This is a genomic window from Streptomyces sp. NBC_00154 (assembly GCF_026342835.1).
GTDB lineage: Bacteria > Actinomycetota > Actinomycetes > Streptomycetales > Streptomycetaceae > Streptomyces.
In genome coordinates, this window is the sequence record NZ_JAPEMI010000001.1 from 6,184,244 (window position 1) to 6,207,192 (window position 22,949).

Genomic DNA, 22,949 nt, shown 5'->3' on the forward strand with positions numbered 1-22,949 from the left:
CCACGGTGACGGCGGTCTCGTGCGAAGCGACCGCAGCGCCCACCAGATGTCCGCAGTGGGCGCTGCCCGAGCAGTAGCCAACCCGGCCCGGCGCGACCAGTACCCCGCATTCGCCCGACTGCTCCTGGTCCACACCGGCGGCGTCGGGATTCGCCTCGCGCGCCGCATCGCCGATCTCCGTAACCTCGCCGCCAACGGCCCACGCGCCGACGCGGGGCGCAGTGTCGGCGCCACACCTCAGCGACTGCACAAGCTTGGGCCTTCCGCCCCGTCTTTCCCTCTCGCTCCTGGGGCCGCCGAACTCGCTGACGCCGGGCTGCGAAACACCAGCGTCGCCGGGTGATCGCTGCCGTCTGCTACCGCGGACAGCAGCGCATACATCTGCGTCAGCCCGGACTGCGTCACGTTGAATCGATCTTGCTCGGCGATCACGCGTAACCGCTCGGCAGGGCGGGAGCCTGCGGATCCAGGCGCTGACAGAGCTACTCGGACTCCTGGGCCTGCCGCGTCTCTAGCACGGTGCGAGAGGGATCCCAGCCGGTGATGATCCGGTTGATCGGTGGGTTGAATTCTCCGCTGCACATGAGCTCGTAGAGCTCCACGAGGTCTTGCTGCGTGACGCAGAGGGAGCCGAGATGCGCAGCTGCTGGAAGGCTGGCCTGGAGCTGCGGCCGGGCCCTCGTCCCGGCCGCATCGACCTCGGACTCGGCCGCGCCACCGCCGCCACCTGGGCGGCCTCGCCCTGAACCGCGACATCATGGCGCGCTTTCGTAAGCCAGGTCTCCCAGCGATGGAGGTCGCTGTCACGCTGCAGCGAGGCCGACGCCGTCTCGACCGTGACGCTCATTTGACGCTCCAGGCCCCGACATGTCGGCCACTGAGCCGAGAAGCAGGTTTTGGCCTGCGGTTTCTGTCTCCTCGCCCCCTGTAACATCTTTTCGATGACCCACCACGTGGAGTGCACGGCGGTCCCGGAGCGGTCCGCGAGGATCAACGACAGCAGCCGCAGGACCAGTGCACAGCCTCCGAAAGCGAGCCCGGCGCCACCCATGCACAAGCGCGCCGTGGTCACCGTTTTCGTAGACCGACTCATTTCTGTAGTCAGGGTCTCCCTTGAGCAACGCGCAGACGAAACACGGCCCGAGACGCGTCCTGGTCTCGTATGCCTCAAGATCGAACGGAGTTCGGTCCACTGACGACATGGAACTCCTTGAGGTCGGGAAGTTCTTCCTGACACTCAGCTGATGAGCCAGCCTTGCTGTGTCCACTTCCCTGTAGTGGACACCGCCTACACTCCGCCGCAGGTGGACGATATCCGCCCGGATTGCGTCCGGCGGGCAGGTGCCTACGCGGTCACTCCGGGGCGCGCATCGATCGGTCCTTGACCCGCCTCCGGGGCCTGGGGTGCACGTTGAAGCACGGGCATTGCCGTAGCGTGATCGCCTGCCGCATGGAATGTCCATGTGTCCGGTCGGCCCGTGCGAGGGATTCCGGTGGCGAGCGATGGGACCGTGATGAGCGAACTGACGAAGCCCAGAATCGTGGTTCCGGAGGGTGTCGCGACCACCGAGTTGACGATCCGGGACCTCGTGGTTGGGGATGGACCCGAGGCGCAGCCGGGCAGGGTCGTCCAGGTTCACTATGTAGGGGTCACGTTCGCGTCCGGAAGGGAGTTCGACTCCTCCTGGGAGCGGGGTCGGCCGTTCAAGTTCGCCGTGGGCGGTGGCAAGGTCATCAAGGGCTGGGACCGGGGGGTAAGGGGAATGAAGGTCGGCGGCCGGCGCGAGATCATTGTTCCCCCGCGTCTCGGTTACGGCAGGCAATCACCCTCTCCTTTGATCCCGGCGGGCTCGACGCTGATCTTCGTCGTGGACCTGCTTGCGGTGGTGGGCGGGCCCGCCGGAGCGAGGCCCGGCTTGACCGGCTCGGCCTGAACCTGGCGCTCCTGAGGGGCCGGGGCCCTGTCGCTCCCACGTAAGGACAGATGCACTCATCGACAGACACCTCCTCAACCCATGGCGCGTGAGGTGACGGCCTGCCAAGGGTGTGCCCGGTCCCGGATTCCGGCACATGGAGACCAGCAGGCGGACTAGCGTTGGCCTGGTCGAGACGCTCGGGCATACGCTCGGCCGGGATGGGGGGATCCCGAGACAATACTGCCAGCAGATGCGTCCGCTCCCGGCGATCAGCCGGCCGACAGTGGCACATGGAGCGTCACCGTCGAAGACCTGGCATCTGGCCACAATCTCCCCGACAAACCGGCTGTCCGCGACGGTCGGATATACCTCAGCGCCATGCGCGGGCTTCGGGCCGAGTTGAAGGAGATCCAGAACAGAGAACCCCCGGGCACCTCTACCTCGGCTCGCGATCCAGATCGAGAATTGCTCTGGCCGCACTTCCACAGTCGGCGCGAACACGCCATCCGTGCACACATCATGGATGACATCGGCGCCCACGCGATCGTCGAAGACGCCCAGCGAGGCTTTCCACGTGAATCAGGAGACCTGACGGTGGACCTGGCCGAGGTGTGGCTGGAGGACACACTCCTTCCGCGCACCAGCGCGCCCTTGGGAGATATCGGCTTTCAGGGCGATGCTGCGTGTTCTCACGGCCTGGTACGAGCGATCTCCCGGCGAGTTCACGGTGGACTGGGAACGGGGCGAGCTGATCGACAACGCGGCGGCTGAAGCCCCTCGGAACAACACCGCTCGGCGCTACAACGCCATGAAGGCGGAATCGGCCGCCGACCGACTCTGCAACGAGTTCAGATCCTTGCGTATCGCTGCCCGGAGGAAATTCCGAAGCGTCGAAGGCAGGTGACGCTGAACGCAGCGCTCCTGGCTTCGGGGGCAGATGTCGCGGAAGGGACCGGGCGGCCCTGTGACCTGGGACGCTGGGCGGATTCGCGCCGCTGACCTGCGCAGATGGCCTTTCGGCTGTTTCGTGCTCGTTGACGCGGCCGGAAGTCCCAGAACGTCCCAGAGGGCTCCTAGCCCGACGCTCTTTTTGGGGAGCATGCGCTGTGTTTCCGGTTCAGCCTCAGTCATGGCTGCGGCAATCGGCGACATCGACCCGTAGCTGGGCACAGGCGAGCAATGTGGATCAGCTCGTGCCAGGACAGGTCGGTGTGGGCTGACGGTTCGGCCCGACGCGAGTGTGCGCTGGTGATCCCTGGTCAGCGGCGGCCGGTGGCCAGGATGACGAGGAACTGGCCGCCGCCCGGCTCGATGTCGGCGGTCACCGGCAGTCCCGGTACCAGTCGGGAGAACCGGTCCACCAGCCAATCCGCCGCCTCTTGGGCGTCCCGCCTGGTCGGACAACGGCCCACCATCTCGCGGCCCCCCTTGCGCTCCAGCCTCCCGGCAACGGTGATCAGCGGCGCGGGTTCGACCACGTACAGGCGATCCGGCCAGGCGATGACCACCTTGACCGCGCCCTTGCGGGTGTTGCATCCGCGGTGCGCGAGCCGCTCGGCGACCTTGGCCTTCCGGTCGGCAGTCCGGCTGTCGACGCTGGGCCCCCGCGGGTCGTTCACCGACTCGTCGGGGTCGACCGCTTCGTCACACACCCAGCACCGCCAGCCGTCGCGCTCGGCCACATCATCAAGGAGACTCATCCGAGCAAACTAGCCTGCCCGGCCGCCACCCCGCGCACCAGGGCCCCGGCAAGGTCTCCACACCGGCCAACAATGCTGCAACGCCTGGCAACCAGCGTCACCGATGCTTTGACCTGGGTGAATGCCGATACGTTGATGGCCCACCAAAGTATCGAGGCGGTGGGCCCGAGGGTCATCAAGGCATCGACGGGGAACTCTGGTGGGCCTGGGCCGTCACCTTGATGACCAGGGGCACCGGAGGGTAGTGACGGCCCGGTGCTGCGTGGAGCGCGCGGCGGATCTGCTGGATGTCGTGGTCGCCGATGAGTGGGTATCGCGGGCCGGGGCGCGGGTGAGGCAGAGCCGTCGGCGGCGCTGGTGGCGTCGGGAGTACGGCAGCCGGTCGAAGTTGTCGACGTACAGGCCGATGTGGCGTCCGGTGGTGGTGGCCTGGTTGCCCGGGCTGGCCGCGCAGCCCAGGCGTTCGGCGGGCCAGCGACCGGTCACATCGGCTGCGGATGTCGTCGAAGGTGTCGAATAACTGAGTGGTGCGCACAGTCGCCCGTCGGTTCGCAGGTCACTGAGCTTTGCTTCACGGGAAACTCCATTCGGCGTTGCCCACCTTTGCTGCTGACGCACTACGTGGAGTGCGTGGCGATCCTTGAACCGGTCGCAAAGGTCTCATACCAATGCATCTCAGTCCTGTACGGGGAGCCCGGGGCCGTGGACATGGAAGGTGAGACCTGTGATCCGTCCTGACTGGATAACAGGGCCGTGCTGAACTCCGCCGCTGATGGCGTTGTGTACGGGTACCGGACGGGCCGCGGACGTGTTGACCAGCTGCTGGAGAGAGGACAGCACGCCATACAGGTCGTCGACTGTGACGGAGTCCGTCTGCAGTAGCCGGTACAGATCGGCGCGCCATCGATCCTCGACCTCGCGGGTGGCTTGCGTGTCGTCAGCGTCCCCGGCTAGCAGTCTGGCTCGGTCGGCGTCCAGGTCCGCGACTGTGGTGCTGCCTGCACCGGTACGTGAGAAGAGCCGTCCGACGAGGGCACGCGCCTGCCCCCAGGAGTCGGTGACCATGAGCGAGACCAATGTGGTAGCTCCCGACGCGGCGAGAACAGCGAACTCGGTTTCCATCGTTCCTCCTTGAGAGTCAGATCCCGGGGGGCGGCCGGGTTGCGCCGGGGTTTCGTTCGCCGGCCCTCCATCCGGGGCGAAGGCTGCCGACGGGTCGAAGCGGCGCACCAGATCGCCAGCCGTCTCATGCTGCTCCTGGTCCCTGATGGCGTCCGCGATCTGCTTGGCCAGCAACCTCCGTTGGGTGTCCCCATCCTCGAGGCTCAGGGCGTTCAGCGCGTCCGCGAGGTGGTCCGCGGCCGTGGGTGCTTGCTCGAAGGCTGCCGCCTGCCATTCCGAGGGCTCCTTTCCGTCCTGTTCCTCACGCGGCTGAGGGATGAGGTCCCGCAACCGTTCGGGAACGTCGGTGTCGTTGGCCGCGGAGGTAAGCCTGGCGAGCATGCCGAGGTCTTCCACGGGCCTCTCCACCTGTTTGTCGTTTGCTGTCGGGAAGCAGTGAGCTGAGCGCACCGCTCAGCTCGTGCTGGACGAGTGAGACCCGACCGGGCTCCCGCTGCTCGGTGACTACTCGGGCACGGTCCAGTACGCATTCGACGGCGAGGCCCGCCGGGTTCAGTAGCCGGCCGGGACGGGAAGCGTCGAGGGCGTACCAGCGAACGGTTGCGGAGATCAAGAAGTCGTAGTCGGCCCATCGACCGGGAAGTGCCACCCGGCTGACGTGGTGCTCCGTGCGCTCGATGGGAGCCGCCGTGAGGTGTTCCTCGAAGGCGACCGGCACGGAGCCGCGGCGGAGCCCGGCGATTTTGAAAGCCACGGCCGGGGCTGCGACGAGGAGCACCGCACCGGCGACCCGGATCAGAGGTCGGACAACGTCGTCGCTAGCGACTGGAACCAGGCGCCGTGGGAAAACGGCTCGGGCGGGCCGACCTCCATGCCGAGTTCGGCGGCCGCCAAGGCGTAGTCCCCCTCGTCCAGGGGGAGGGCGAGCAGCTCGTGGAGTTCGCCCACGAGGCGCGCGACCAGTTGGGGGTCGGTGGTGGCGGCGTAGTCGGCGACGGCGACGTCGTGGTCGGGGAATTCGTCGACGATGTCCTGCGAGAACCAGCCGCCGAGCAGTTGCGCGGTCTCCGGGAAGCGCGCGTGCCACTCCCAGTGCGTCTGGGGGGACGATGGTTCCGGGACGTCGCCCTCCTCGATGCTCTTCTTCAGGTGGTCTGCCAGCACCATCAGCCAGCCGCCGATCTCCGACTGCGGCTTTCCGGTGTCCGGGATCGCGTAGAACTCGCCCAGGTCCTGCCGGATGCGGCCCGGAGGGTTGCGGCTGTACTCACGCAGCTGGCGCTCCGCCTCCGCGATGGCCGAGGGGCGGGTGTGCCAGGTGTGACGGAGGTACGCGTCCAGTGCGCGACTGCGCCGCTCCGGGGTGTCGTCGGCCGGCTGCCCCAGGTACGCGCGCATCACCTGGTCCAGCTCGCCGTACCGGCGGTCGTGTTCGAGGGCCCTCATGGGCATGTGCGTGCGACCCCTACAGGTAGAACGGGACGGTCGTGTGGACGACGAAGCCGTGCGGGCTCGACGGCTCGCGGCGCAGCACCACGCGCGCCGCGCGGACGTCGACGGGCCCGCGCCCGATCAGCAGCTCGGCCTCGAGCTGGACCCGGCCCACGGGCTCCTCGCGGGAGGGCCAGGCGGCCTCGACGGTGAGGCGGGCGCGGGTGTTCTGGGCGAGCCAGCGGTGGATGACCTGCTCGTTGGCAGTCACCACCTGCTGGGTGGCCCACTGGGCGGTCTCCCGGTCGGGATAGGAGGCAGAACGGGTCAGCACGGGGGCATCCTCTCAAATCGCCTGGTCGGTAGCTGCGCTCGTAGGGGGCAGGAAAAAGCGGCTCTCCTGTCGCTTCCGTGGGTCGCTGACCAGGGCTGATACGCAGAACACGCCGTAGCCCGGCTACGTTTCGACTTGCGACAGTACGAAACGGAAGAACCTGGATACGGCGTGCGATCTGCAAGCATATGGACTCGGCTGCTCGGAGTCGAACACACGGTGGTCGCGTCGGTCGAGGCCGAGGAGGGCAACGGCGCGGAGGCGGGCCCCTGGGATGTGGTGATCGTGGCCCATGCCCGCCCGGCGAAGAGGCGGCGGCAGCGGTGCGGGGTCTGCGGTCGCCGGTGCGCCCGGTTCGACAACGGCGAGGGCCGCCGGCGCTGGCGTGCCCTGGACCTGGGGGTGGTCCGGGCGTTCATCGAGGCCGACGCGCCGCGGGTGTCCTGTCCCGAGCACGGTGTGGTCGTCGCCCACGTGCCCTGGGCCCGCCACGGTGCCGGGCACACCCTGGCCTTCGACGACACGGTGGCCTGGCTGGCCACGCACTGCTCGAAGACCACGGTGGTCCAACTGCTGAGGATCGGCTGGCGCACGGTCGGCGGCATCTGCGCCCGCGTGTGGTCGGACGTCGAACAGCGCGTGGACCTGCTCGCGGGCCTTACCCGGATCGGCATCGACGAGATCTCCTACAAGCGGCACCACAAGTACCTGACCGTGGTGGTCGACCACGACAGCGGCCGGCTCGTGTGGGCGGCGGCCGGCCGGGACAAGGAGACACTGCGGTCCTTCTTCGACCTGCTCGGACCTGAACGCTCCGCGAAGATCACCCACGTGTCCGCGGATGCCGCCGACTGGATCGCGAAGGTAGTCGCCGAGCGCTGCCCGCAGGCGGTGCGGGTGATGGACCCGTTCCACGTCGTGCAGTGGGCCACCGACGCCCTGGACACCGTGCGCCGCGAGGTCTGGAACGCCGAGCGCGGCGGCAAGGGCCGCGCCACCCCGGGCTCGAAGTCACTGAAGAAGGCCCGCTGGGCCCTGTGGAAACGCCCTGAGGACCTCACCGAACACCAGCGCGCGCAACTGGAGTTCATCGCGAAAGCCCACCCCGTCCTGCACCGCGCATACCTGCTCAAGGAGGGCCTTCGCCTGGCGTTGAAATCCGGCCCCGACACCCCCGAGGCCCTCCTCGACTGGGTGTCTTGGGCCCGCCGCTCCCGACTGGAGCCCTTCGTCAAGCTGCAACGGGCCATCGTCAAGCACTGGGACGCCATCACGGCGGCAGCCGAGCACTCCATGAGCAACGGGATCGTGGAGAGCATGAACACCAAGATCCGCCTGATCACCCGCATGGCCTTCGGCTTCAAGGACCCCGCAGCGCTCATCGCACTGACCATGCTCAGCCTCGGCGGCCACCGACCCCACCTACCAGGGCGTCAAGCTGCATGAACCTACCCACGGAAGCGACAGGAGAGCCGAAAAAGCGGATCATCAGTCGGAGAAGGTCCAGAACAGGCCGACCTCGGTGTCCGAGACGATGACGAGGCCGCAGTCCTCCGTGAAGACACCCAACGGGCTGTACCCCAGGCTCTCCAGCGTGAAGTCGAGCGTGCCGGGCGCGCTGCCGTGCTTCGTGACGTTGGTGTGATAGGTGGCCTTGTCGCCGTAACGCGCGAGAATCGTGCGCGCCATCGCCCGCAGTTCGTCCGGGGATTCGTCGAAGTATCGGAGATTGGACAGGGTGCAGCCGGACTCCGTGAGGGCCAGGAGCAGGTTCTCGGCGCTGGCCCGGTCGATCTCCTTGAGGCGCGGCGCGACGTACTCCGGAGGGTGGACGGCGAAGGGCCACGTGGGGTTCCCCACGCGCTCCGGGTCTTTTTCCGCGTCGTCGACGCGAGCCCAGCCTCGGGGGTCCGGCACGTTCCGGGTCATCAGGGCGGGGACATCGAGCGTCCAGTCCTCGTGAAAGCGTGGGCCGGTAGTGATGTACGCATACGCGTCCCTGTACAGGTGGCGTACCGCAGCGTCCCAGGACGTCTGGTTGACGGACGGCATGTGGTGGGGGCCTTTCTCAGCGGAGCGCTAGGGCTTGTAGGGCATCGACGTCATGACGGTAAACGGCGGGTTGCGGCTGCTGTCGTACTTGAGGCGCGTCTCGATGCCGTTCACGTCGTACGCCTTGGCGCCGATCCCTCCCTCTTTGTAACCGGACTTCGGGTCGTTCGGGTCCACCGGCTGCTTGAACACGCTGCGGCCGCTGGTCTCGCCGGGCGGCGCGGTCGAACGGAACTTCTCGACATCTCCGTCGGTCAGCTGTGGTGGGCCCTTGATCCACGCTTCGATGGCGGCCTTGTTCTTATTGAGGTTGTGCTCGGTCAGATCCTCCGCCCGTTGGTAGTTCGAGAAGGCCGAAGAGGAACCGGGGTACGGCTTGCCGTGCGGCCATGCCTGTGTCGGTCCGTTCGACTGCTGGTCACGCAGGCGCTGCGCCAGCTGCTCGTCCGTCTTGCCGACGTGCTTGTCCAGCGTGTGGCCGTCCGCCATGTACTCGTTCGCGGCGAGGTTCAGGTCGTACGTGCCGTTCGAGTCGGTCTTCAGCCAGACCTGTGAGCCCTTGAACTCCTCCAGGGCCCGGGCGCCGAATCCGTGTGCCCGGGCGACGCCGGCCTCGAACTTGGGGGCGCTCAGGTATGCCTCGTCCAGCGGCCCCTTCAGCGCCTCCATGCGGACGGTCAGGCCTCCCAGGATGCCAGTGTATTTGTCGACGATCCCGTTCAGCTTGCCCGTGTCGATGTTCAGTACCGTCTTGACGTCGAACGACAGGATCAGGCCCGCGCCCTTGCCGATCACGGAGGTGACGGTGCCGAGCAGGCTCTTGGCATCCTTGGGCTTGGCCAGGTCTTCGAGGATCTCCTTGGCGGCCTTCCACATGGCGCGGTGGAGCTCGTCCGCGACGTCGCGGTTCAGGTCGACGGCTGCTTCCGCGTACTCGCGGAGGATGGTGGCGATGTTGTCTGCCGTGTCCTTCAGTACGGCCAGGACCGGCTCGCTGCCCGTGGGGACGCGGGGCGTGCCCGGACCGGAGTTGGCGGTCTGCCCCCACTGATAGCCATGCCGCTGCTGCCCCCATGCCGTCCCTCCCCACAGGGCGCTGCAGAAGGTCCGCATCGCGGCTTCCCAGTCCGCCTGCTGGTGGTTGGTGATGGCACCGACAGCCTGGGTGAGCTGGTCCGCCCCCATCGTCGCGACGATGGAGACGTTCATCCAGCTATGGCACAGGGAGTTGAGGTAGTGCTGCTGTGGGAAGGGGTGTACGTCCGCCACCCTTCCGATCCGGAACACGTTCTTGCACAGTGGCTGGAGGACGTCTCGGACAATTTCGGGTATGCCCTCCATCAGGCCGCGCAGGATGTCGTCGCCGCCGTCGTCGTCGCCCCACTTGATGTCGGGTACCGAGTCGAAGTTCGGCGCCTTGTCGATGACCGCGGGCCGCGGGCGCTGCTCGGCCGTCTTCCCCGGCTTGGGGTGGGCCGCCGCGTCAGCCCTGGTGTAGGCGTTGGCCGTCTCGGTGAACCCGACCGCCACACCGCCGACGCTGAGCACGGACCGGCCCCAGACCTCCAGCCAGCGATTGCCGATCTTCATGTACGACTGGGCAAACTTCCGAGCCTCGGTGCCGGCGCCCCCTGCGTCGGGGTACTTGCCCAGCTCCCCCAGAAGCTTGTTGGCACCGCGTAACAGGTACTCCTGCTGCACGGCGACCCGGCCGGACACCGACCAGAGATCGCTCGGCTTGACGTCGATGGTGCCGTTGCCGCCCGGCGACTGGGCGGGTGCGGAGGGGCCGGCCATCAGGCGCCGCCTCCCCAGCCTTCGAGTACAGACCTGTTGGCCGCGGCGTAGTTCAGGTGCCCTTTCACCACTACCTCGTGGAGCCAGGCTTGGGTGGCTTTGAGGTCGTCGGCGGAGTGGCTCCACTTGTCCAGCTCGTCGATGAAGGCCTCGCGTGCCTCACCGTCCCAGCTCAGCACGGCCTTGGCGGTCCGCTCGTACAATGTGTCCAGCTTCTCGTTGAGGACGCGGAGGATCGCCTCCAGATCCCCCGAAAGTCGCTGCAGGGTGGCGAAATCGACGGTGATCCGGTCTTCGTCCGGCATGGTATTGATCCCCCTCGGTTCAGACGTCCGCGATGCTGCTCATCGGTTGGGCGGCATCTGTTGCGGGCGCCGTGTCGAGCGTGCCGATCATATGACCGTCCCATCGGTTGCCCGCCCTTGAGGGATAGGGGATAAGGGTGATGGGGGAGGGTGGTGGGTAAGCCGCCGCAAGCGGCCCCATTCAACTGAGGGCCGGCCCCCGTGGTGTGGGATATCGCATGCCTGTGGAGGTGTGTCCGCGTTGCTAGGGTGGCTTGCGACTTGCAACACAAGTTCACATACGGGGGAACCGGCATGGGCGTTGAGCCCAAACTCGCCTATACGTCCTCGCAGTTGAGGAAACTGGCGAGCGATCTGGATGACATGCAGGAGCATCTCGGCGAACAAGTCAAGCGCATGGACGAGATCGTCGACGGCATCGAGACCGGCTGGCGGGGCCCACTGCCACGGCCTATCGATCGCTCCACCGTGGCGCAGCGGAGGATGCAGTCCGCATCGGGCAGAACATCCAATTCTTGGCGGAGGCCATTCGTCTGAGCGAAGGCGGCTTCACGAACCAGGAACTCGAGACCCTCGAACAGTTCCGCAGAGTCCAGGCCGACGTCGATGTCGAAGCGGCCGCCGACGCGCTGTCTACACCGACGACCCAAGCGCCGCGCAGTCGCCTGCAGGACTTCTGACGCACAAAAAGCCCTCGGCTCGACCCTGCCGACGGCCCTCCAGGCTGCCGTCGCTGCCGTCTCGGGACGATCTCGGCCCTGACGGTGAGGTTCAGTGCTCCGGCCGTGGCTTCGGACGTCGCCGTACTGTGCGCGACGGACCCGCCGCCGCGGGCGAGGCTTCGGCTCGGCGTCACGCCGGTGTCGCGTACCGGGGACCAGGGGGGTGCGTACGCCGATGCGGCGTACGCGCGTCACCGCTGGTGGAGGGTGCTGCGCACCGCCACGGTAAGCGTGTTCGTCCAGCGCTTCAGCTCCACTCCGCGTGGCGCACGCCTCGCTCGCCCGCTCGTGCTGAACCGGCTCGACGCCTGGGGCATACCGCACGGCAGCGAGGCATCCGACACCGCCGCCCTGCTCGTCGCGGAGCTCGCCGCCCACGTCGTCACGCACGGCCGCTTCCACGACCGGGACTTCGAGGTCACCGCCGAGATCCGTGGCTGGGCCCTGTCTATCGCGGACTCCGATACTCGGGGCAAACTCCGGCCCCCGCCCCGGGCGTGCCACGCCCCGACTTCACCGGCGAGAGGGACTTCGCGCTGCCTTCCCTTTTCTCGCAGGAGATCGCCGAGTTCGGTGACCCCACCCGTGGCCGGGGTGCCATGGACGACCTCGTCGCCGCGTTCACCGGCCTGAGCGGGCCCAGCCCCAAGGAGCTCGGCGGCGTGCTGCGCCGCCACCGGCTCACCGGCGCCGTCCTGGAGACCCTCGACGGCATCCCCAGGACCCTCGCCGAGATCACCGAGGTGCTTCCCCGCTACGCAATCACGTGGACAGTGCGATCGGGTACCTTGACGGTTGTCTTAACGGAGGTTGGTGGACACGAACAGGGACAATCCCAACCGCCAGGTGCGACTGAGCTTCCTCGGTCTGTGAGTCGCTTAGGTGGGACTGTAGAGGGGAAGTCCGGCCGCACCAACTGAGTGGCGCGCACGACTGCCCTCCGGTCCGCTGGTTACTGAGCTTCGCTCCACTTCGGGCGCAGGGAAGACTTCCTTCACCGTCGTCCACCTGTTCCCCATGACGCATCATGCGGACCGCGTGGCGATCCTTGAATCGGCGGCTAAGGGCTTCTGAACTGCAGTTTTGTGCGTGCCGCTTATGGGCGGGGGAGAGGCAGGTGTCGGAGCGCCAGCCAAGGCGGGCCTCACCCAGGCACGGCCACGGCCGGAAGCTTGCCGTCGCGTAGACGCTCAGCCTCGCACTTGTCCAGGACCTCTGCGTCGTCCATCACCACGACGACCGGCTCATCGGGGGATGCCGACGACAGGGCTTCCTCGAGTTCGTCGTGGTAGCCCGTGACGTCAGGCGGACGGCCGGGCGACCCTGAGCGAGGGGCTGCCCGGCCGGGACAGCCCCTGGGCCCTGAGCGGTCAGGCGGCCAGTCGTGCCACTTCGGAAGCCGCCATCAGAAAGGCGCCGACGCCGAAGTCGGGGTGGATTCGTAGCCGACCGGCTGGCTCGACTCCGGCCGGTCGCCGACGTCCTGAACCCAGCCGAACTTTCCGTCAGGATGCACCGCGTCCCGGACGAGAGCGTTCCAGCCCCGTGCGAGGAGAGGCAGGTAGACGGCCCGGTCGATGATGCCCATTCGGATGGCGAACGCCAGACCGAAGCAGAACATCGCCGTGCCGCTCGACTCCTTGCCGGGTAGGTGCGCGGCGTCGGCCAGGGAAGGGTTCCAGAAACCGTCCGTGCGCTGCGCGGCCAGGAGACTGCGGCTCACGCTCCTGCATGTTCCAACGGTACTCAGGGGCGCGCTTGTCGTCCGCCGGCATGACAGCGAGGACCTTGGCATGAGCCGCGTACGCCCACCCGTTGCCCCGCGACCAGAACACGGGTTTGCCACTGGGCGAGAGATTGCCTGCACCGCCCGGGGACCAGGTGCCGTCGCGGTACCACAACTCGTGCCCGTAGTCGTACAGCCCGCCGGCCTGGACACGCTTGGTGTGGTTGTACATCGCGTACATCTTGACCCAGTAGTTGGTGTCGTTGCGTAGCGCGCCGATGCGGACCATGGGGGGCATCGCCATGTGCAGGGCATCCACCCACCACCAGTCGTCGTGCTTCTGGGGCTGGTATGTGTAGACCATCCTGCGCAGAGACGTCTCGATGGCCGACAACTTCTCCGCGCCGCCGAGTACGTCGTAGAGGTCGAGGTACGTCTGGCCGGCGCAGTGATTGTCGGCGTGGCGGGTCGTGACGCCACCGGCGAGGCCGTACGAGTGCTCCTCCGCCCACGACTGGTGCCCGGTGCTACCGCGGGCGGAGTCCATGTAGGCAAGGCCCGTCCTGCGCTCGGTGTCGCCTATTGCGGGGTCGTCTACTTCACCTGGCACGGGGCCGCACAAGGCGGCACGGACAACGTCACCGTGCTGAGGAACATCGAGGAACGAATGGCGAACGCCGGCCCTGACAGAAAGGCGCTGCGCTGGGCGGTTCTCGGCGAGTACAACATGGAGACACACGGTACCGGCGGGTTGGCCGAGGCGCTCGGACCTGACCTGCCGACGTACCAGCTGCTGCCACCGAACGCCCCGACCCGTCCCGTGACGGGGCGCAGCATCGACTACGCAGTCACCGGGAAGGTCGAGCCGCCCATCCACTCGGGCTATGGGCTCGGCACGGTGATGACGGATTTCGAGCTGTCGGACCACCGTCCTGTCGAGTACGACTTCAGTTACCTCACGGACGACCCGACGTGTGTGCCGGCGGAGCAGCCGAAGCCGAGGAAGACCGTTCCCTCGAAGAGACAGGTCCTCACAAGCGCGGCCACCACTCGGTCCCCCTACCCCACAAGTCTCTCGGCCACCAGCCGCCTCAAGTTCAGGAAAGTGACCCAGCAGAGTCTGGGTGATCACAGTTTCCAGCTCCAAGCGGCTCCTGGCCACCCCGGTCACTACCGCGTGCTGCACAACTCGACCCGCACCTATCTGGGCCAGGAGGGCGGTACCCCCGATGCGCAGGCGATTCTGCTGGGGTACGACGACGGGGACTCGCAGTTGTGGCGTCCGTTGGACATGGGTGACGGCACCTGGGTTCTGATGAACCTGGCCACCGGCCAAGCGTTGACAACTGAGCGTGATGACGGTGAAGAGCTGGTGGGCCGGGACCTCGTCGACGACTTCGATCCCGACCAACGCTGGTTCTTCCAGGATGCCGAGAGCGAGGCGCTGGACGTCGACAGGATCGTCACCGTCGCGGGTTCGGCGGCGACCGTGGAGGGGGCGGACCCGCTGGAAGGAAGCCCCGTGAGGCTCGAACCCGAACGCAGTGACGACTCGACTACGGAAGAGTTCACTGTCATAGCCGTGAACCCGGGCGAGAGCAGGACCGATGGCAACAGCTGCTACTACCTCGTGCACGGCGACCTGTACGTCAACTCGACTGCTACCAACCCCCAGGTCAGTGAGGGCAACCAGCTGACGTTGAACAAGTTCCGGGCCAACGACACCGGCTATCAGTTCTGCACCCGTCTTGCCGACCGGCATGAGACGGTCGCGGCCCCTGTGCTGCAGTACGACAACCGTGCCGGCTTCACCGCGCTCGGGGCTCTGAACGGCGGCTTGCTGGGGTTGGGCTCATCAGCGCTCACGTGGTTCTGGGAAGTGCGCAGGAGCTGATCGCCGCCGGTCCCCGGCGCCGGGAGTCTTCGGCACGGGGTGGCGAGAGGGACCGCTTCCGCGGACGACGGACCATACCGGCTCGCGACAGCTCTTCCCTCGCGGGGCGGGCAGCGTCCAGGGCCGAGCGGGTGCCGATCATGGCTCCACGCCATGGACCGCCCGATGTGCGGTGGCGGGGTACCCAGCCGCCGTCGCGGCCGTCCGGTGGTCTCGTGGGCCCTGTCGCCGTCGACACCGACGAGACCATCTCCAGCCAGGGGACGGTCTCGTCGGGTCGGCTCAGGCGAGCGGTGTGTGCGGTGTCAGCCGGCCGGCGGAGACGAGTAAGGTGCGGCCGGGAGCCCCCGCGCGGGCCGCGAAGGAGCAGCGACGGCGTCACTTGTGTACAGCAGCGCAACTCCAGTCAACTCAGGGTGATGCTCCGATAGGATGCGTGGACGAAGACATTGCGGAGCGGTAGTCTCCGGCGAAGGCGGACATCATGCCCGATATCGCACCGTTGCGGGGGCGACGCGACGAGTTGGCGCAACTGCACTCGCTGGTGGACCGAGCTCGCGTCGGCCGCAGTGGGGCGCTGGTCGTCTCCGGTGAGGCCGGTGTCGGCAAGACGGCGCTCCTGGACCATCTCACGGCACAGGCCGCCCCACACGTCCGCACCGAGCGCATCGTCGCCTCGCAGTCCGAGATGGAGCTCGCCTACGCCGGCCTCCAGCAGCTCTGTGGGAACATGGTGGATTCCGCCGACCGACTGCCGGCCCCGCAACAGGAGGCCATCGAGGTGGCGTTCGGGCTGTGCAGCGCCCCCGCGCCGAGCCCCTTCCTCGTGGGGCTGGCATTGCTGGGAGTGCTCACCGAGGCCGCGGAGGACCGGGGACTGCTGTGCGTCGTCGACGACGCACAGTGGCTCGACCAGGCATCGGCGCGTGCCCTTGCGTTCGCCGCCCGGCGCCTGGAGGCGGAAGGCATTGCCCTGGTGCTGGCCATGCGAGAGGCCGACGAGGTGTTCGCGGGCCTGACACAGATGCGCGTCGAAGGGCTCGGGCACGAGGACGCGTGCGAGCTGCTGCGGCTGGCGGTGCCCGGTGGTCTCGACCGTAGGGTGCGCGACCAGCTGATCGCGGAGAGCCGGGGCAATCCACTCGCCCTGCGGGAGCTGCCCCGGGCCTTTGACCTGTTGTTTCAGCTGTCGGGGTGGCGGGATTTGAACCCACGACCTCTTCGTCCCGAACGAAGATCGGGTCAACCTGCAGGGTGTTCGGCGGCTACCCTGACGGTTGTCTTGACGGAGGTTGGTGGACACGAACAAGGACAACCCCAGCCGTCAGGTTCGGCTGAGCTTCTTGGGCTGATCGAGATCGCTCGCGGAAGTCCTGCCGCCGTTTCTCCGTACTCTGCACGCTCGAACGGAGAGCGACTTGCACGGTACGGACCCGAACGTGACTGAACGACCTTGCGACGGATGCGGCACATGCCTGCTCGGCGTGCGGCGCCTGTCCCGCGTGAAGCCGGCAGGACTGCCCGCGTTTGACCCGTCGGAGTGAAGTTGACCGGCACTCCCGAGCACGCCAGAACTCTCTGGATGAACGGGAGATGAGAGAAATTCACCCGCCATGCCGACGTGTGGTCCCCTTCGGGTCAACTCTTCTCAGAGGATCCTCATCCTGGGTGCCCGGATGCAGTACCGACGGGGCGGCACGCCGCGATTCCTGGCAAAGCCGCTCTGAACGAGGGCCCGGGACATCGTGATTCCGCGCCGGAACGCCCGGCACGGAAGGGACGAACGAACAATGAATCTCACCATCAAGCGCGCCGTTGTCACCGCGGTCGCCGCGATCTCGGTACTCGCGGGATCGGCGACCGTCGCGAGCGCCGCCTCCCCGCACGGCGGCCCGAAGCATCACTGCAAGCACGGGAAGTTCGCCCAGCACGGGAATTCCACCCAGCACGGGAAGTTCAGCCAGCACGGGAAGTTCACCAAGATCCGCCACGACGGCCGGCACCACCACACGATGCACCTGAAGGGCCACCGCCTGCCCGTCAAGATCCTCGTGACGAAGCGGCTTGCGATCAGGTCGCATTGATTCCGGCCCTCACGGCGCCCCTGTGCGAGCCACGCACGGGGGCGCCGCCGTGTCCGATACGGCATGTGGTGACAGCTTTGAAGGGTGTCTGGCATGTCCTCGCCAGGGCCGTGATGGAGGGCGGGAGCCGGCCGGCTCTTGAGGTGTGCGATGCCGTGCTCAACGCGGATACGGCGCGAGGAGTGGGCCTGGCGCCGTGAACTTGCGGTGCGGTGGAGTCATCACACGCCCGGCCGTCCGGGCGCCCAGCCCCTGGTAGCCGCCGGCATCGTCAAGGACTTCGGCCGATCAGGTGCCGATACCGCGATTCTGCGTAATCCCTTCGAGTAATGCGTTACTCGTAAAGGGCGAACCGGAACAATAAGGGACGGGTGACGGAAGGGAGACCGACGGGAGAGTGGTACATGCCCCTGCGGAAACGTAAGGCGCAGCTGAGGACCCGGGCCGGGAAGGCGGCCGTCGGTGGATACGGTGCGATGGATGCGCGCCTGCCCGTCAGCGAGCTCGGCAGACAGTTGCTGCGCAAGGCCTTTCCCGATCACTGGTCCTTTCTCCTCGGCGAGATCGCCCTCTACTCGTTCGTGGTTCTGCTCCTGACCGGCGTGTACCTCACCCTGTTCTTCGACCCGAGCATGATGGAGAACGTCTACACCGGTTCCTATGCGCCCCTTCAGGGCGTGAGGATGACGCAGGCCTACACCACCACCCTCAACATCAGTTTTGACGTGCGCGGAGGCCTGCTGATCCGTCAGATCCACCACTGGGCGGCACTGGTGTTCGTCGCCGCGATCGCCGTCCATTTGCTGCGGATCTTCTTCACCGGCGCCTTCCGTAAGCCGCGGGAGGCCAACTGGGTCGTGGGCGTGACACTGTTCGTACTCGCGCTCCTCGAAGGATTCGCGGGCTACTCGCTGCCCGACGATCTGCTGTCCGGTACGGGTCTGAGGACGGCGGCCACCATTGTGGGGTCGATCCCGGTCGTCGGAACGTACGTGGAGCTGTTCGTCTTCGGAGGACAGTTCCCGGGCAATGACGTGATCCCTCGTCTGTACGCCGTGCACATCCTGCTCGTGCCCGGCCTGATCGTGGCGCTGATCACCGTTCATCTCATGCTGGTGGTCCACCTCAAGCACACCCACTGGGCGGCGCAGGGGAAGACCAACAAGAACGCCGTCGGCTCACCGGCGTTCCCGCAATTCACTGCGAAGACCACAGGTTTCTTCCTCATGGTGTTCGGCGTACTGGCCGTGCTGGGCGGGCTCGCCCAGATCAACCCCGTATGGAACTACGGCCCCTACCGCGCCGACCAGGTTTCCGGTAACGCACAGCCGGACTGGTATGTCGGGTTCCTGGAGGGCGCGCTTCGGCTGATGCCGCCATGGGAGACCGACATCGCGGGTCACACCATCATGTGGAATGTGTTCATTCCGACGCTCGTGCTGCCGGGCGTGGTCTTCATGGTGCTGTTCCTCTATCCCTTCTTCGAGAAGTGGGTGACGGGTGACCGCAGGGAACACCATCTGTGCGACCGGCCGCGCAACCGGCCGACCCGCACCGGGCTCGGCGTGGCGGCCATCGTCTTCTACGCCGTTCTGCTGGTCGCCGGCGGCAACGACGTCGTCGCCTACTCGTTCAGGGTTTCGATCGAGGTCATGACCTGGATCCTCAGGATCGCGCTGATCGCCGCCCCGCTCCTGGCGTTCGCGCTGACCAAACGCCTCTGCCTCGCCCTTCAGATGTGGGACCGCCGCCGGCTGACCGAGGGTGAGGAGACCGGCCAGGTGACCCAATCGGTGAGCGGCGACCTCTCGGAGAGCCACCGCGGCCTGAGCCCGACGGATCGCTACCGCATCCTGATGCGTGATGTCCCGACGCCCCTGGAGCTCCCCGCGGAGGGCCCGGTCTCGCGGCGGCGACGGCTTCGGACCGTGCTGAGCGGGTGGTACTACAGGGACCTCGTGGACCTGCCCGTCACGGACGAGCAACGGTCCCGGATCGCCGAGCGGACGGCGCCGTCGGAGCGGGTTCGCGAGCCCGAGGACTGAGAGCCGCCGTCAGCCCTGCACACGCGCGTACTGGAAGACCATTCCGAACACCCCCGCCAGGACCACGCCCAGGCCGATCAGGAAGAGCCACAGACCGAACACCACACCGAGAGCGAGCAGGGCCATCCCGGCGGCTGTCAGCGACGGCCAGATGCTGTGCGGAGAAAAGAAGTCCACCGGACCGGACCGATCCTGGATCTGCCCCTCCCCGCGGTCCTCGGGGCGCAGCCCCTTCCTCCGGTAGTTGGTGGCGAAGAAGAACGTGACCAGCAGCGCCATGAGGAACGAGATGGTGAGCGCCGCCGTGCCTGTCGGATCCCGGGACCACACGGCGTAGAGAACATCGGTCACGAGAAAGAACCCCGCGACTCCGGCGAAGAGAATGGCCTCGGTCTTCATTCGCCGGACTCCTCATCGGCGCCCGAAACGGAGTGGGACCCGCCTCGGCCGAGGCCCGCCTTCTCCTTCAGGGGGTGGTGCAGGTCGAAGGCCGGTGAGTCGGAACGTACGCGGGGCAATGCCCGGAAATTGTGCCTCGGGGGTGGACAGGAGGTCGCCCACTCCAGGGAACGGCCGAACCCCCACGGGTCGTCCAGTTCGACCTTCGGTGCGTAACGGCTGGTGTGCCACACGTTGTACAGGAACGGCAGTGTCGACAGGCCGAGCACAAAGGAGCCGATGGACGAGACCGTATTGAGCACGGTGAAGCCGTCCGCTGCGAGATAGTCGGCGTAACGGCGAGGCATTCCGGCCTCCCCCAGCCAGTGCTGGACCAGGAAGGTCAGCTGAAAGCCGACGAACAAGGTCCAGAAATGGATACGCCCGATGCGTTCATCCAGCATGCGTCCGGTGAACTTGGGCCACCAGAAGTAGAAACCGCCGAACATCGCGAAGACCACTGTGCCGAAGAGCACGTAATGGAGGTGGGCGACGATGAAGTATGAGTCGGTGAGGTGGAAGTCGAGCGGAGGCGAGGCGATCAGCACCCCGCTGAGGCCGCCGAGGAGAAATGTCACGAGGAAGCCGATCGCCCAGAGCATGGGTGTCTCGAACGTGATACTGCCGTGCCACATGGTGCCGATCCAGTTGAAGAACTTGACACCGGTGGGCACGGCGATGATGAACGACATGGCGGAGAAGAACGGCAGGAGAACGGCTCCCGTGGCGAACATGTGATGGGCCCAGACAACCGCCGAGAGCATGGTGATGCTGATCGTGGCCATGACCATTCCGAAATACCCGAACATCGGCTTCCGGCTGAACGCGGGAATGATTTCGCTCACCACTCCGAAGAAGGGCAACGCGACAATGTAGACCTCGGGATGGCCGAAGAACCAGAACAGGTGCTGCCACAGCAGTGCCCCGCCGTTGGCGGAGTCGAAGACATGCGCCCCGAACTTCCGATCGGCTTCGAGGGCGAGCAGCGTGGCAGCGAGCACCGGAAACGCGAGCAGCGCGAGGATCGAGGTGAACAGAACGTTCCAGGTGAAGATCGGCATCCGGAACATGGTCATACCGGGGGCGCGCAGACAGACGATCGTGGTGATGAAATTGACCGATGCCAGGGTCGTACTGATCCCCGACAGCACCAGGCCCATGGTCCAGAGGTCTCCGCCGGCGCCGGGGGAGAAGACGGCACTGTTCAGCGGGGCGTAGGCGAACCAGCCGAAGTGTGCCGCGCCGCCGGGCACCACGAATCCGGACACCACGATGATTCCGCCGAACAGGAAGAGCCAGTAGGTGAGCGCGTTCAGGCGAGGGAAGGCGACATCGGGCGCGCCGATCTGCAGCGGCATGATGGCGTTCGCGAAGCCGCCGAACATCGGCGTGGCGAACAGCAGCATCATGACGGTGCCGTGGATCGTGAACAGCTGGTTGTACTGTTCCGCGCTGACGATCTGAAGTCCTGGCCGGGCCAGCTCCGCCCGCATGAGCATGGCCAACACTCCGCCCAGCAGGAAGAACCCGAACGCGGTGACCATGTAGAGATTGCCGATGACCTTGTGGTCCGTGGTCGTCAGCCACCCCATGAGTCTCACACCGGCACTGATGCGCTTGTTGACCACCGGCTCGGCCGGCGCGGCTTCCTGCAGGTCCTGCGCCATCGGTTCTCCGTCCCTCCCGGTTGACTCGATGGTGGAGCCTGTAGGCAAGGACAGCCGTACGACTGGCGGTGTCACCCTCGAATTTCACCGGATCACCGGTGAAATTCGAGCGGGTGCCCCGGGGCACCCGCCGGATGCCCGCCGTCGACCGGGCCAGGGCCGATGCGGCACGCGAAACTGATCGGTGGCGGCCTCATTCCGCTCGTCCGGCCCCGCAGGGACTCATTGTCCGGGGGACGCCACATAGACGGCGAGGTCCGTGCCCCCGCGCAGCGGTGGCAGGGATTCGGGGCGCCAGGCGCGGGCGTAGGCGGGTGGCTTGTGCCCGGGAGCCACGATCACCGCGACAGGGGTGCGACGGGCTGCCGCGCGCAGACCGTCGGTGGTGATGCTCCCGTCGTGGCCGCCGACCTGTCGCGACGCGCAGCCGGCGTAGTAGCCGATCGGCACCGCGTCGAAACCGGTGACCACACAGGGTGGGCGCACCCCCAGAAGGTGCAGCCGGTCGGCGATCGCCGTGTACTCCTGCCGCGCCACGCGGCTGCGGGCGACGACGTGGCCGAGTACCCAGTACTGGACGGCGAAGTGACCGGCCAGGGCGTACGCGAGCAACACGGCGACCGACGGCCGCCACCCGGGGCGGACCGAAGTGAACAGGCCGCGCAGGCACTCGGCGACGGGAAGCGCCAGCAGAGCGTAGGTGGGGAGCAGGAACCGGGGGGCAGCGTAGTCGATCATGAACAGGTAGGGCGTCGCCATGGACGCCGCGACCAGGGTCGCGAGGACGGCGGCAGGGCGGCGCGGGCCGGCGGCGACGATGCCGCCCGCTGTGAGCAGCGGCAGCGCGAGCCACCATGCCGCGGTGACCGGGTGCTTCCAGGGCACCTCGCACGGGCGGCACAGAGTCCGCCCGTCCAAGGCTCGAATCTGATCGTCGACGGCCAGATGTCGGCCCAGGCCGCCCTGAATCTCGCTGGCGCGGTGCAACCGGGCGGCCACGCCGCCGTAGTGCAGCTGGGCTTCGATGATCCATGGTGCCAAGCCGAGGAGAAGGGCGGCGACGAGCAGGGCCGGCACGGCCGGGCGCCGCCAGCCCGGGACCGCCAGAGCTGCCACGACCAGAGGCAGGACCAGGTAGCAGGCGTCCGAGGGCCGCATGAGGGCGACCAGAACCACACCGGCGCCGAGGCCGGCGAGCGCCTTGCCGTCGGTCGTTTCCCTGACTGCTCGGAGGAAGCAGCCCACGGCGGCCAGCGACCCCAGGGCGCACCACAGGTTGGGCATCGCCATCGGGCCGTAGTACAGGGTGATCCATAGCCCGGCGAACATCGCGCCCGCCGCGGCGAGAACCGCGGGTGGCAGAAGGCGACGCCAGACCCACAGGGCGACGAAGAGCCCGAATCCGGAGCACAGCGCCAGATACACGTGCAGCGCGGCCGTGGAGGAGGTCAGCGCGGCCAGGGGTGCGACCAGGTACGAAATTCCCCGCGCTCGGGGCGCACTGAAGAACGCGGCCGGAACATCCCGGCTGACCTGGCTGACGTAGACGGTCTCGTCCCAGCCGAGTCCCGAGCCGGGCACCACCAGCACCAGCTGGACGAAAGTGAAGGCGGCGGCGACGGCCGCCAGCCAGGGAAACGGGCGGCCGTACGTGTTGTCGGCACGGGAGAGCCGCATCTGCGCCACTCGCGGGCCGACGGCCAGTCGGTCGGGCAT

Annotated in this window: 22 protein-coding genes and 2 pseudogenes; 11 read left to right on the top strand and 13 right to left on the bottom strand. The window is 67.2% G+C overall.

The window, feature by feature from the left end; translation table 11 throughout:
• Window positions 1-19 precede the first annotated feature (19 nt).
• Entirely contained in the window at window positions 20-343 is a 324-nt protein-coding gene (locus OHA03_RS27800) for a hypothetical protein (protein WP_267006467.1), read from the top strand.
• A gap of 1,171 nt (window positions 344-1,514) precedes the next feature.
• On the top strand, window positions 1,515-1,934 hold the full coding sequence (locus OHA03_RS27805; protein WP_323181254.1) for an FKBP-type peptidyl-prolyl cis-trans isomerase: 420 nt from the start codon (window positions 1,515-1,517) through the stop codon (window positions 1,932-1,934).
• A gap of 1,241 nt (window positions 1,935-3,175) precedes the next feature.
• On the opposite strand, the gene OHA03_RS27810 is transcribed toward OHA03_RS27805, so the two are convergent.
• The 5 genes from OHA03_RS27810 to OHA03_RS27830 form a co-directional block, all read right to left on the bottom strand.
• Window positions 3,176-3,616: a hypothetical protein gene (locus OHA03_RS27810; protein WP_267006468.1), complete on the bottom strand. Its 441-nt coding sequence runs from the start codon at window positions 3,614-3,616 to the stop codon at window positions 3,176-3,178.
• Window positions 3,617-3,829: 213 nt separating this feature from the next.
• The gene (locus OHA03_RS27815) at window positions 3,830-4,102 is read right to left on the bottom strand and encodes a hypothetical protein (protein ID WP_267006469.1); all 273 of its coding nucleotides are present in this window, start codon (window positions 4,100-4,102) and stop codon (window positions 3,830-3,832) included.
• Window positions 4,103-4,291: 189 nt separating this feature from the next.
• Window positions 4,292-5,134 carry a hypothetical protein gene (locus OHA03_RS27820; RefSeq protein ID WP_267006470.1) on the bottom strand — a complete coding sequence of 281 codons (843 nt, stop codon included), beginning with the start codon at window positions 5,132-5,134 and terminating at the stop codon, window positions 4,292-4,294.
• Window positions 5,135-5,533: 399 nt separating this feature from the next.
• Entirely contained in the window at window positions 5,534-6,190 is a 657-nt protein-coding gene (locus OHA03_RS27825) for a contact-dependent growth inhibition system immunity protein (RefSeq protein WP_267006471.1), read from the bottom strand.
• Between the two features lie 13 nt (window positions 6,191-6,203).
• A complete protein-coding gene (locus tag OHA03_RS27830) occupies window positions 6,204-6,503 on the bottom strand; it encodes an RNase A-like domain-containing protein (RefSeq protein WP_267006472.1) in 300 nt (99 codons plus the stop codon).
• A 171-nt stretch (window positions 6,504-6,674) separates the two neighbouring features.
• Between OHA03_RS27830 and OHA03_RS27835 the strand changes: the two genes are divergently transcribed.
• The gene (locus OHA03_RS27835; protein ID WP_267005943.1) at window positions 6,675-7,949 is read left to right on the top strand and encodes an ISL3 family transposase; all 1,275 of its coding nucleotides are present in this window, start codon (window positions 6,675-6,677) and stop codon (window positions 7,947-7,949) included.
• 42 nt (window positions 7,950-7,991) lie between these two features.
• Here OHA03_RS27835 and OHA03_RS27840 read toward each other — a convergent pair whose 3' ends face one another.
• From OHA03_RS27840 to OHA03_RS27850, 3 genes are read right to left on the bottom strand one after another with little or no spacing between them, the layout of a single operon-like run.
• The gene (locus OHA03_RS27840; protein ID WP_267006473.1) at window positions 7,992-8,555 is read right to left on the bottom strand and encodes a hypothetical protein; all 564 of its coding nucleotides are present in this window, start codon (window positions 8,553-8,555) and stop codon (window positions 7,992-7,994) included.
• Between the two features lie 27 nt (window positions 8,556-8,582).
• Entirely contained in the window at window positions 8,583-10,352 is a 1,770-nt protein-coding gene (locus tag OHA03_RS27845) for an RNase A-like domain-containing protein (protein WP_267006474.1), read from the bottom strand.
• A complete protein-coding gene (locus OHA03_RS27850; RefSeq protein WP_267006475.1) occupies window positions 10,352-10,657 on the bottom strand; it encodes a WXG100 family type VII secretion target in 306 nt (101 codons plus the stop codon). Before OHA03_RS27850 ends, OHA03_RS27845 begins: the two co-directional genes overlap by 1 nt.
• 294 nt (window positions 10,658-10,951) lie before the next feature.
• Between OHA03_RS27850 and OHA03_RS47850 the strand changes: the two genes are divergently transcribed.
• The 4 genes and pseudogenes from OHA03_RS47850 (at window position 10,952) to OHA03_RS27865 (ending at window position 12,299) form a co-directional block, all read left to right on the top strand.
• Entirely contained in the window at window positions 10,952-11,194 is a 243-nt protein-coding gene (locus tag OHA03_RS47850) for a hypothetical protein (RefSeq protein WP_323181255.1), read from the top strand.
• Window positions 11,173-11,337, top strand: a complete 165-nt coding sequence (locus tag OHA03_RS47855) for a hypothetical protein (RefSeq protein ID WP_323181257.1) — start codon at window positions 11,173-11,175, stop codon at window positions 11,335-11,337. The genes OHA03_RS47850 and OHA03_RS47855 overlap by 22 nt, the downstream gene beginning before the upstream one ends.
• Window positions 11,338-11,610: 273 nt before the next feature.
• Window positions 11,611-11,868: pseudogene (locus tag OHA03_RS27860) on the top strand (ATP-binding protein); the annotation flags it as partial.
• 8 nt (window positions 11,869-11,876) lie between these two features.
• The gene (locus tag OHA03_RS27865) at window positions 11,877-12,299 is read left to right on the top strand and encodes a hypothetical protein (protein ID WP_267008284.1); all 423 of its coding nucleotides are present in this window, start codon (window positions 11,877-11,879) and stop codon (window positions 12,297-12,299) included.
• A gap of 485 nt (window positions 12,300-12,784) precedes the next feature.
• Here OHA03_RS27865 and OHA03_RS27870 read toward each other — a convergent pair whose 3' ends face one another.
• Both OHA03_RS27870 and OHA03_RS48025 read right to left on the bottom strand, forming a co-directional pair.
• Window positions 12,785-13,102, bottom strand: a complete 318-nt coding sequence (locus OHA03_RS27870) for a glycoside hydrolase family 88 protein (RefSeq protein ID WP_267006476.1) — start codon at window positions 13,100-13,102, stop codon at window positions 12,785-12,787.
• Between the two features lie 76 nt (window positions 13,103-13,178).
• Window positions 13,179-13,652 (bottom strand): annotated as a pseudogene (locus tag OHA03_RS48025) (glycoside hydrolase family 88 protein); the annotation flags it as partial.
• Between OHA03_RS48025 and OHA03_RS27875 the strand changes: the two are divergent.
• The 4 genes from OHA03_RS27875 (at window position 13,566) to OHA03_RS27890 (ending at window position 19,128) form a co-directional block, all read left to right on the top strand.
• Window positions 13,566-14,999, top strand: a complete 1,434-nt coding sequence (locus OHA03_RS27875) for an RICIN domain-containing protein (protein WP_267006477.1) — start codon at window positions 13,566-13,568, stop codon at window positions 14,997-14,999. The pseudogene OHA03_RS48025 and the gene OHA03_RS27875 sit on opposite strands and share 87 nt — an antisense overlap.
• A gap of 484 nt (window positions 15,000-15,483) precedes the next feature.
• Window positions 15,484-16,446 carry an AAA family ATPase gene (locus OHA03_RS27880; RefSeq protein ID WP_267006478.1) on the top strand — a complete coding sequence of 321 codons (963 nt, stop codon included), beginning with the start codon at window positions 15,484-15,486 and terminating at the stop codon, window positions 16,444-16,446.
• A gap of 343 nt (window positions 16,447-16,789) precedes the next feature.
• Window positions 16,790-17,083, top strand: a complete 294-nt coding sequence (locus OHA03_RS27885) for a hypothetical protein (RefSeq protein WP_267006479.1) — start codon at window positions 16,790-16,792, stop codon at window positions 17,081-17,083.
• A gap of 404 nt (window positions 17,084-17,487) precedes the next feature.
• Window positions 17,488-19,128: a cytochrome bc complex cytochrome b subunit gene (locus OHA03_RS27890; RefSeq protein WP_267006480.1), complete on the top strand. Its 1,641-nt coding sequence runs from the start codon at window positions 17,488-17,490 to the stop codon at window positions 19,126-19,128.
• Between the two features lie 9 nt (window positions 19,129-19,137).
• On the opposite strand, the gene OHA03_RS27895 is transcribed toward OHA03_RS27890, so the two are convergent.
• The 3 genes from OHA03_RS27895 to OHA03_RS27905 form a co-directional block, all read right to left on the bottom strand.
• On the bottom strand, window positions 19,138-19,527 hold the full coding sequence (locus tag OHA03_RS27895; RefSeq protein WP_267006481.1) for a cytochrome c oxidase subunit 4: 390 nt from the start codon (window positions 19,525-19,527) through the stop codon (window positions 19,138-19,140).
• Entirely contained in the window at window positions 19,524-21,158 is a 1,635-nt protein-coding gene (ctaD, locus tag OHA03_RS27900) for a cytochrome c oxidase subunit I (protein WP_267008189.1), read from the bottom strand. The genes OHA03_RS27895 and ctaD overlap by 4 nt, the downstream gene beginning before the upstream one ends.
• A gap of 297 nt (window positions 21,159-21,455) precedes the next feature.
• Entirely contained in the window at window positions 21,456-22,949 is a 1,494-nt protein-coding gene (locus OHA03_RS27905) for a hypothetical protein (RefSeq protein ID WP_267006482.1), read from the bottom strand.

What these genes read in the sequence shown, in the direction of transcription:
- OHA03_RS27805 (WP_323181254.1), top strand. Translation starts at nt 1,515, where the DNA reads ATGAGCGAACTGACGAAGCCCAGAATCGTGGTTCCGGAGGGTGTCGCG.
- OHA03_RS27810 (WP_267006468.1), bottom strand. Translation starts at nt 3,616, where the DNA reads ATGAGTCTCCTTGATGATGTGGCCGAGCGCGACGGCTGGCGGTGCTGG.
- OHA03_RS27825 (WP_267006471.1), bottom strand. Translation starts at nt 6,190, where the DNA reads ATGCCCATGAGGGCCCTCGAACACGACCGCCGGTACGGCGAGCTGGAC.
- OHA03_RS27840 (WP_267006473.1), bottom strand. Translation starts at nt 8,555, where the DNA reads ATGCCGTCCGTCAACCAGACGTCCTGGGACGCTGCGGTACGCCACCTG.
- OHA03_RS27845 (WP_267006474.1), bottom strand. Translation starts at nt 10,352, where the DNA reads ATGGCCGGCCCCTCCGCACCCGCCCAGTCGCCGGGCGGCAACGGCACC.
- OHA03_RS27850 (WP_267006475.1), bottom strand. Translation starts at nt 10,657, where the DNA reads ATGCCGGACGAAGACCGGATCACCGTCGATTTCGCCACCCTGCAGCGA.
- OHA03_RS47850 (WP_323181255.1), top strand. Translation starts at nt 10,952, where the DNA reads ATGGGCGTTGAGCCCAAACTCGCCTATACGTCCTCGCAGTTGAGGAAA.
- OHA03_RS27880 (WP_267006478.1), top strand. Translation starts at nt 15,484, where the DNA reads ATGCCCGATATCGCACCGTTGCGGGGGCGACGCGACGAGTTGGCGCAA.
- OHA03_RS27885 (WP_267006479.1), top strand. Translation starts at nt 16,790, where the DNA reads ATGAATCTCACCATCAAGCGCGCCGTTGTCACCGCGGTCGCCGCGATC.
- OHA03_RS27890 (WP_267006480.1), top strand. Translation starts at nt 17,488, where the DNA reads ATGCCCCTGCGGAAACGTAAGGCGCAGCTGAGGACCCGGGCCGGGAAG.
- OHA03_RS27895 (WP_267006481.1), bottom strand. Translation starts at nt 19,527, where the DNA reads ATGAAGACCGAGGCCATTCTCTTCGCCGGAGTCGCGGGGTTCTTTCTC.
- ctaD (WP_267008189.1), bottom strand. Translation starts at nt 21,158, where the DNA reads ATGGGGTGGCTGACGACCACGGACCACAAGGTCATCGGCAATCTCTAC.
- OHA03_RS27905 (WP_267006482.1), bottom strand. Translation starts at nt 22,949, where the DNA reads ATGCCCGACCGACTGGCCGTCGGCCCGCGAGTGGCGCAGATGCGGCTC.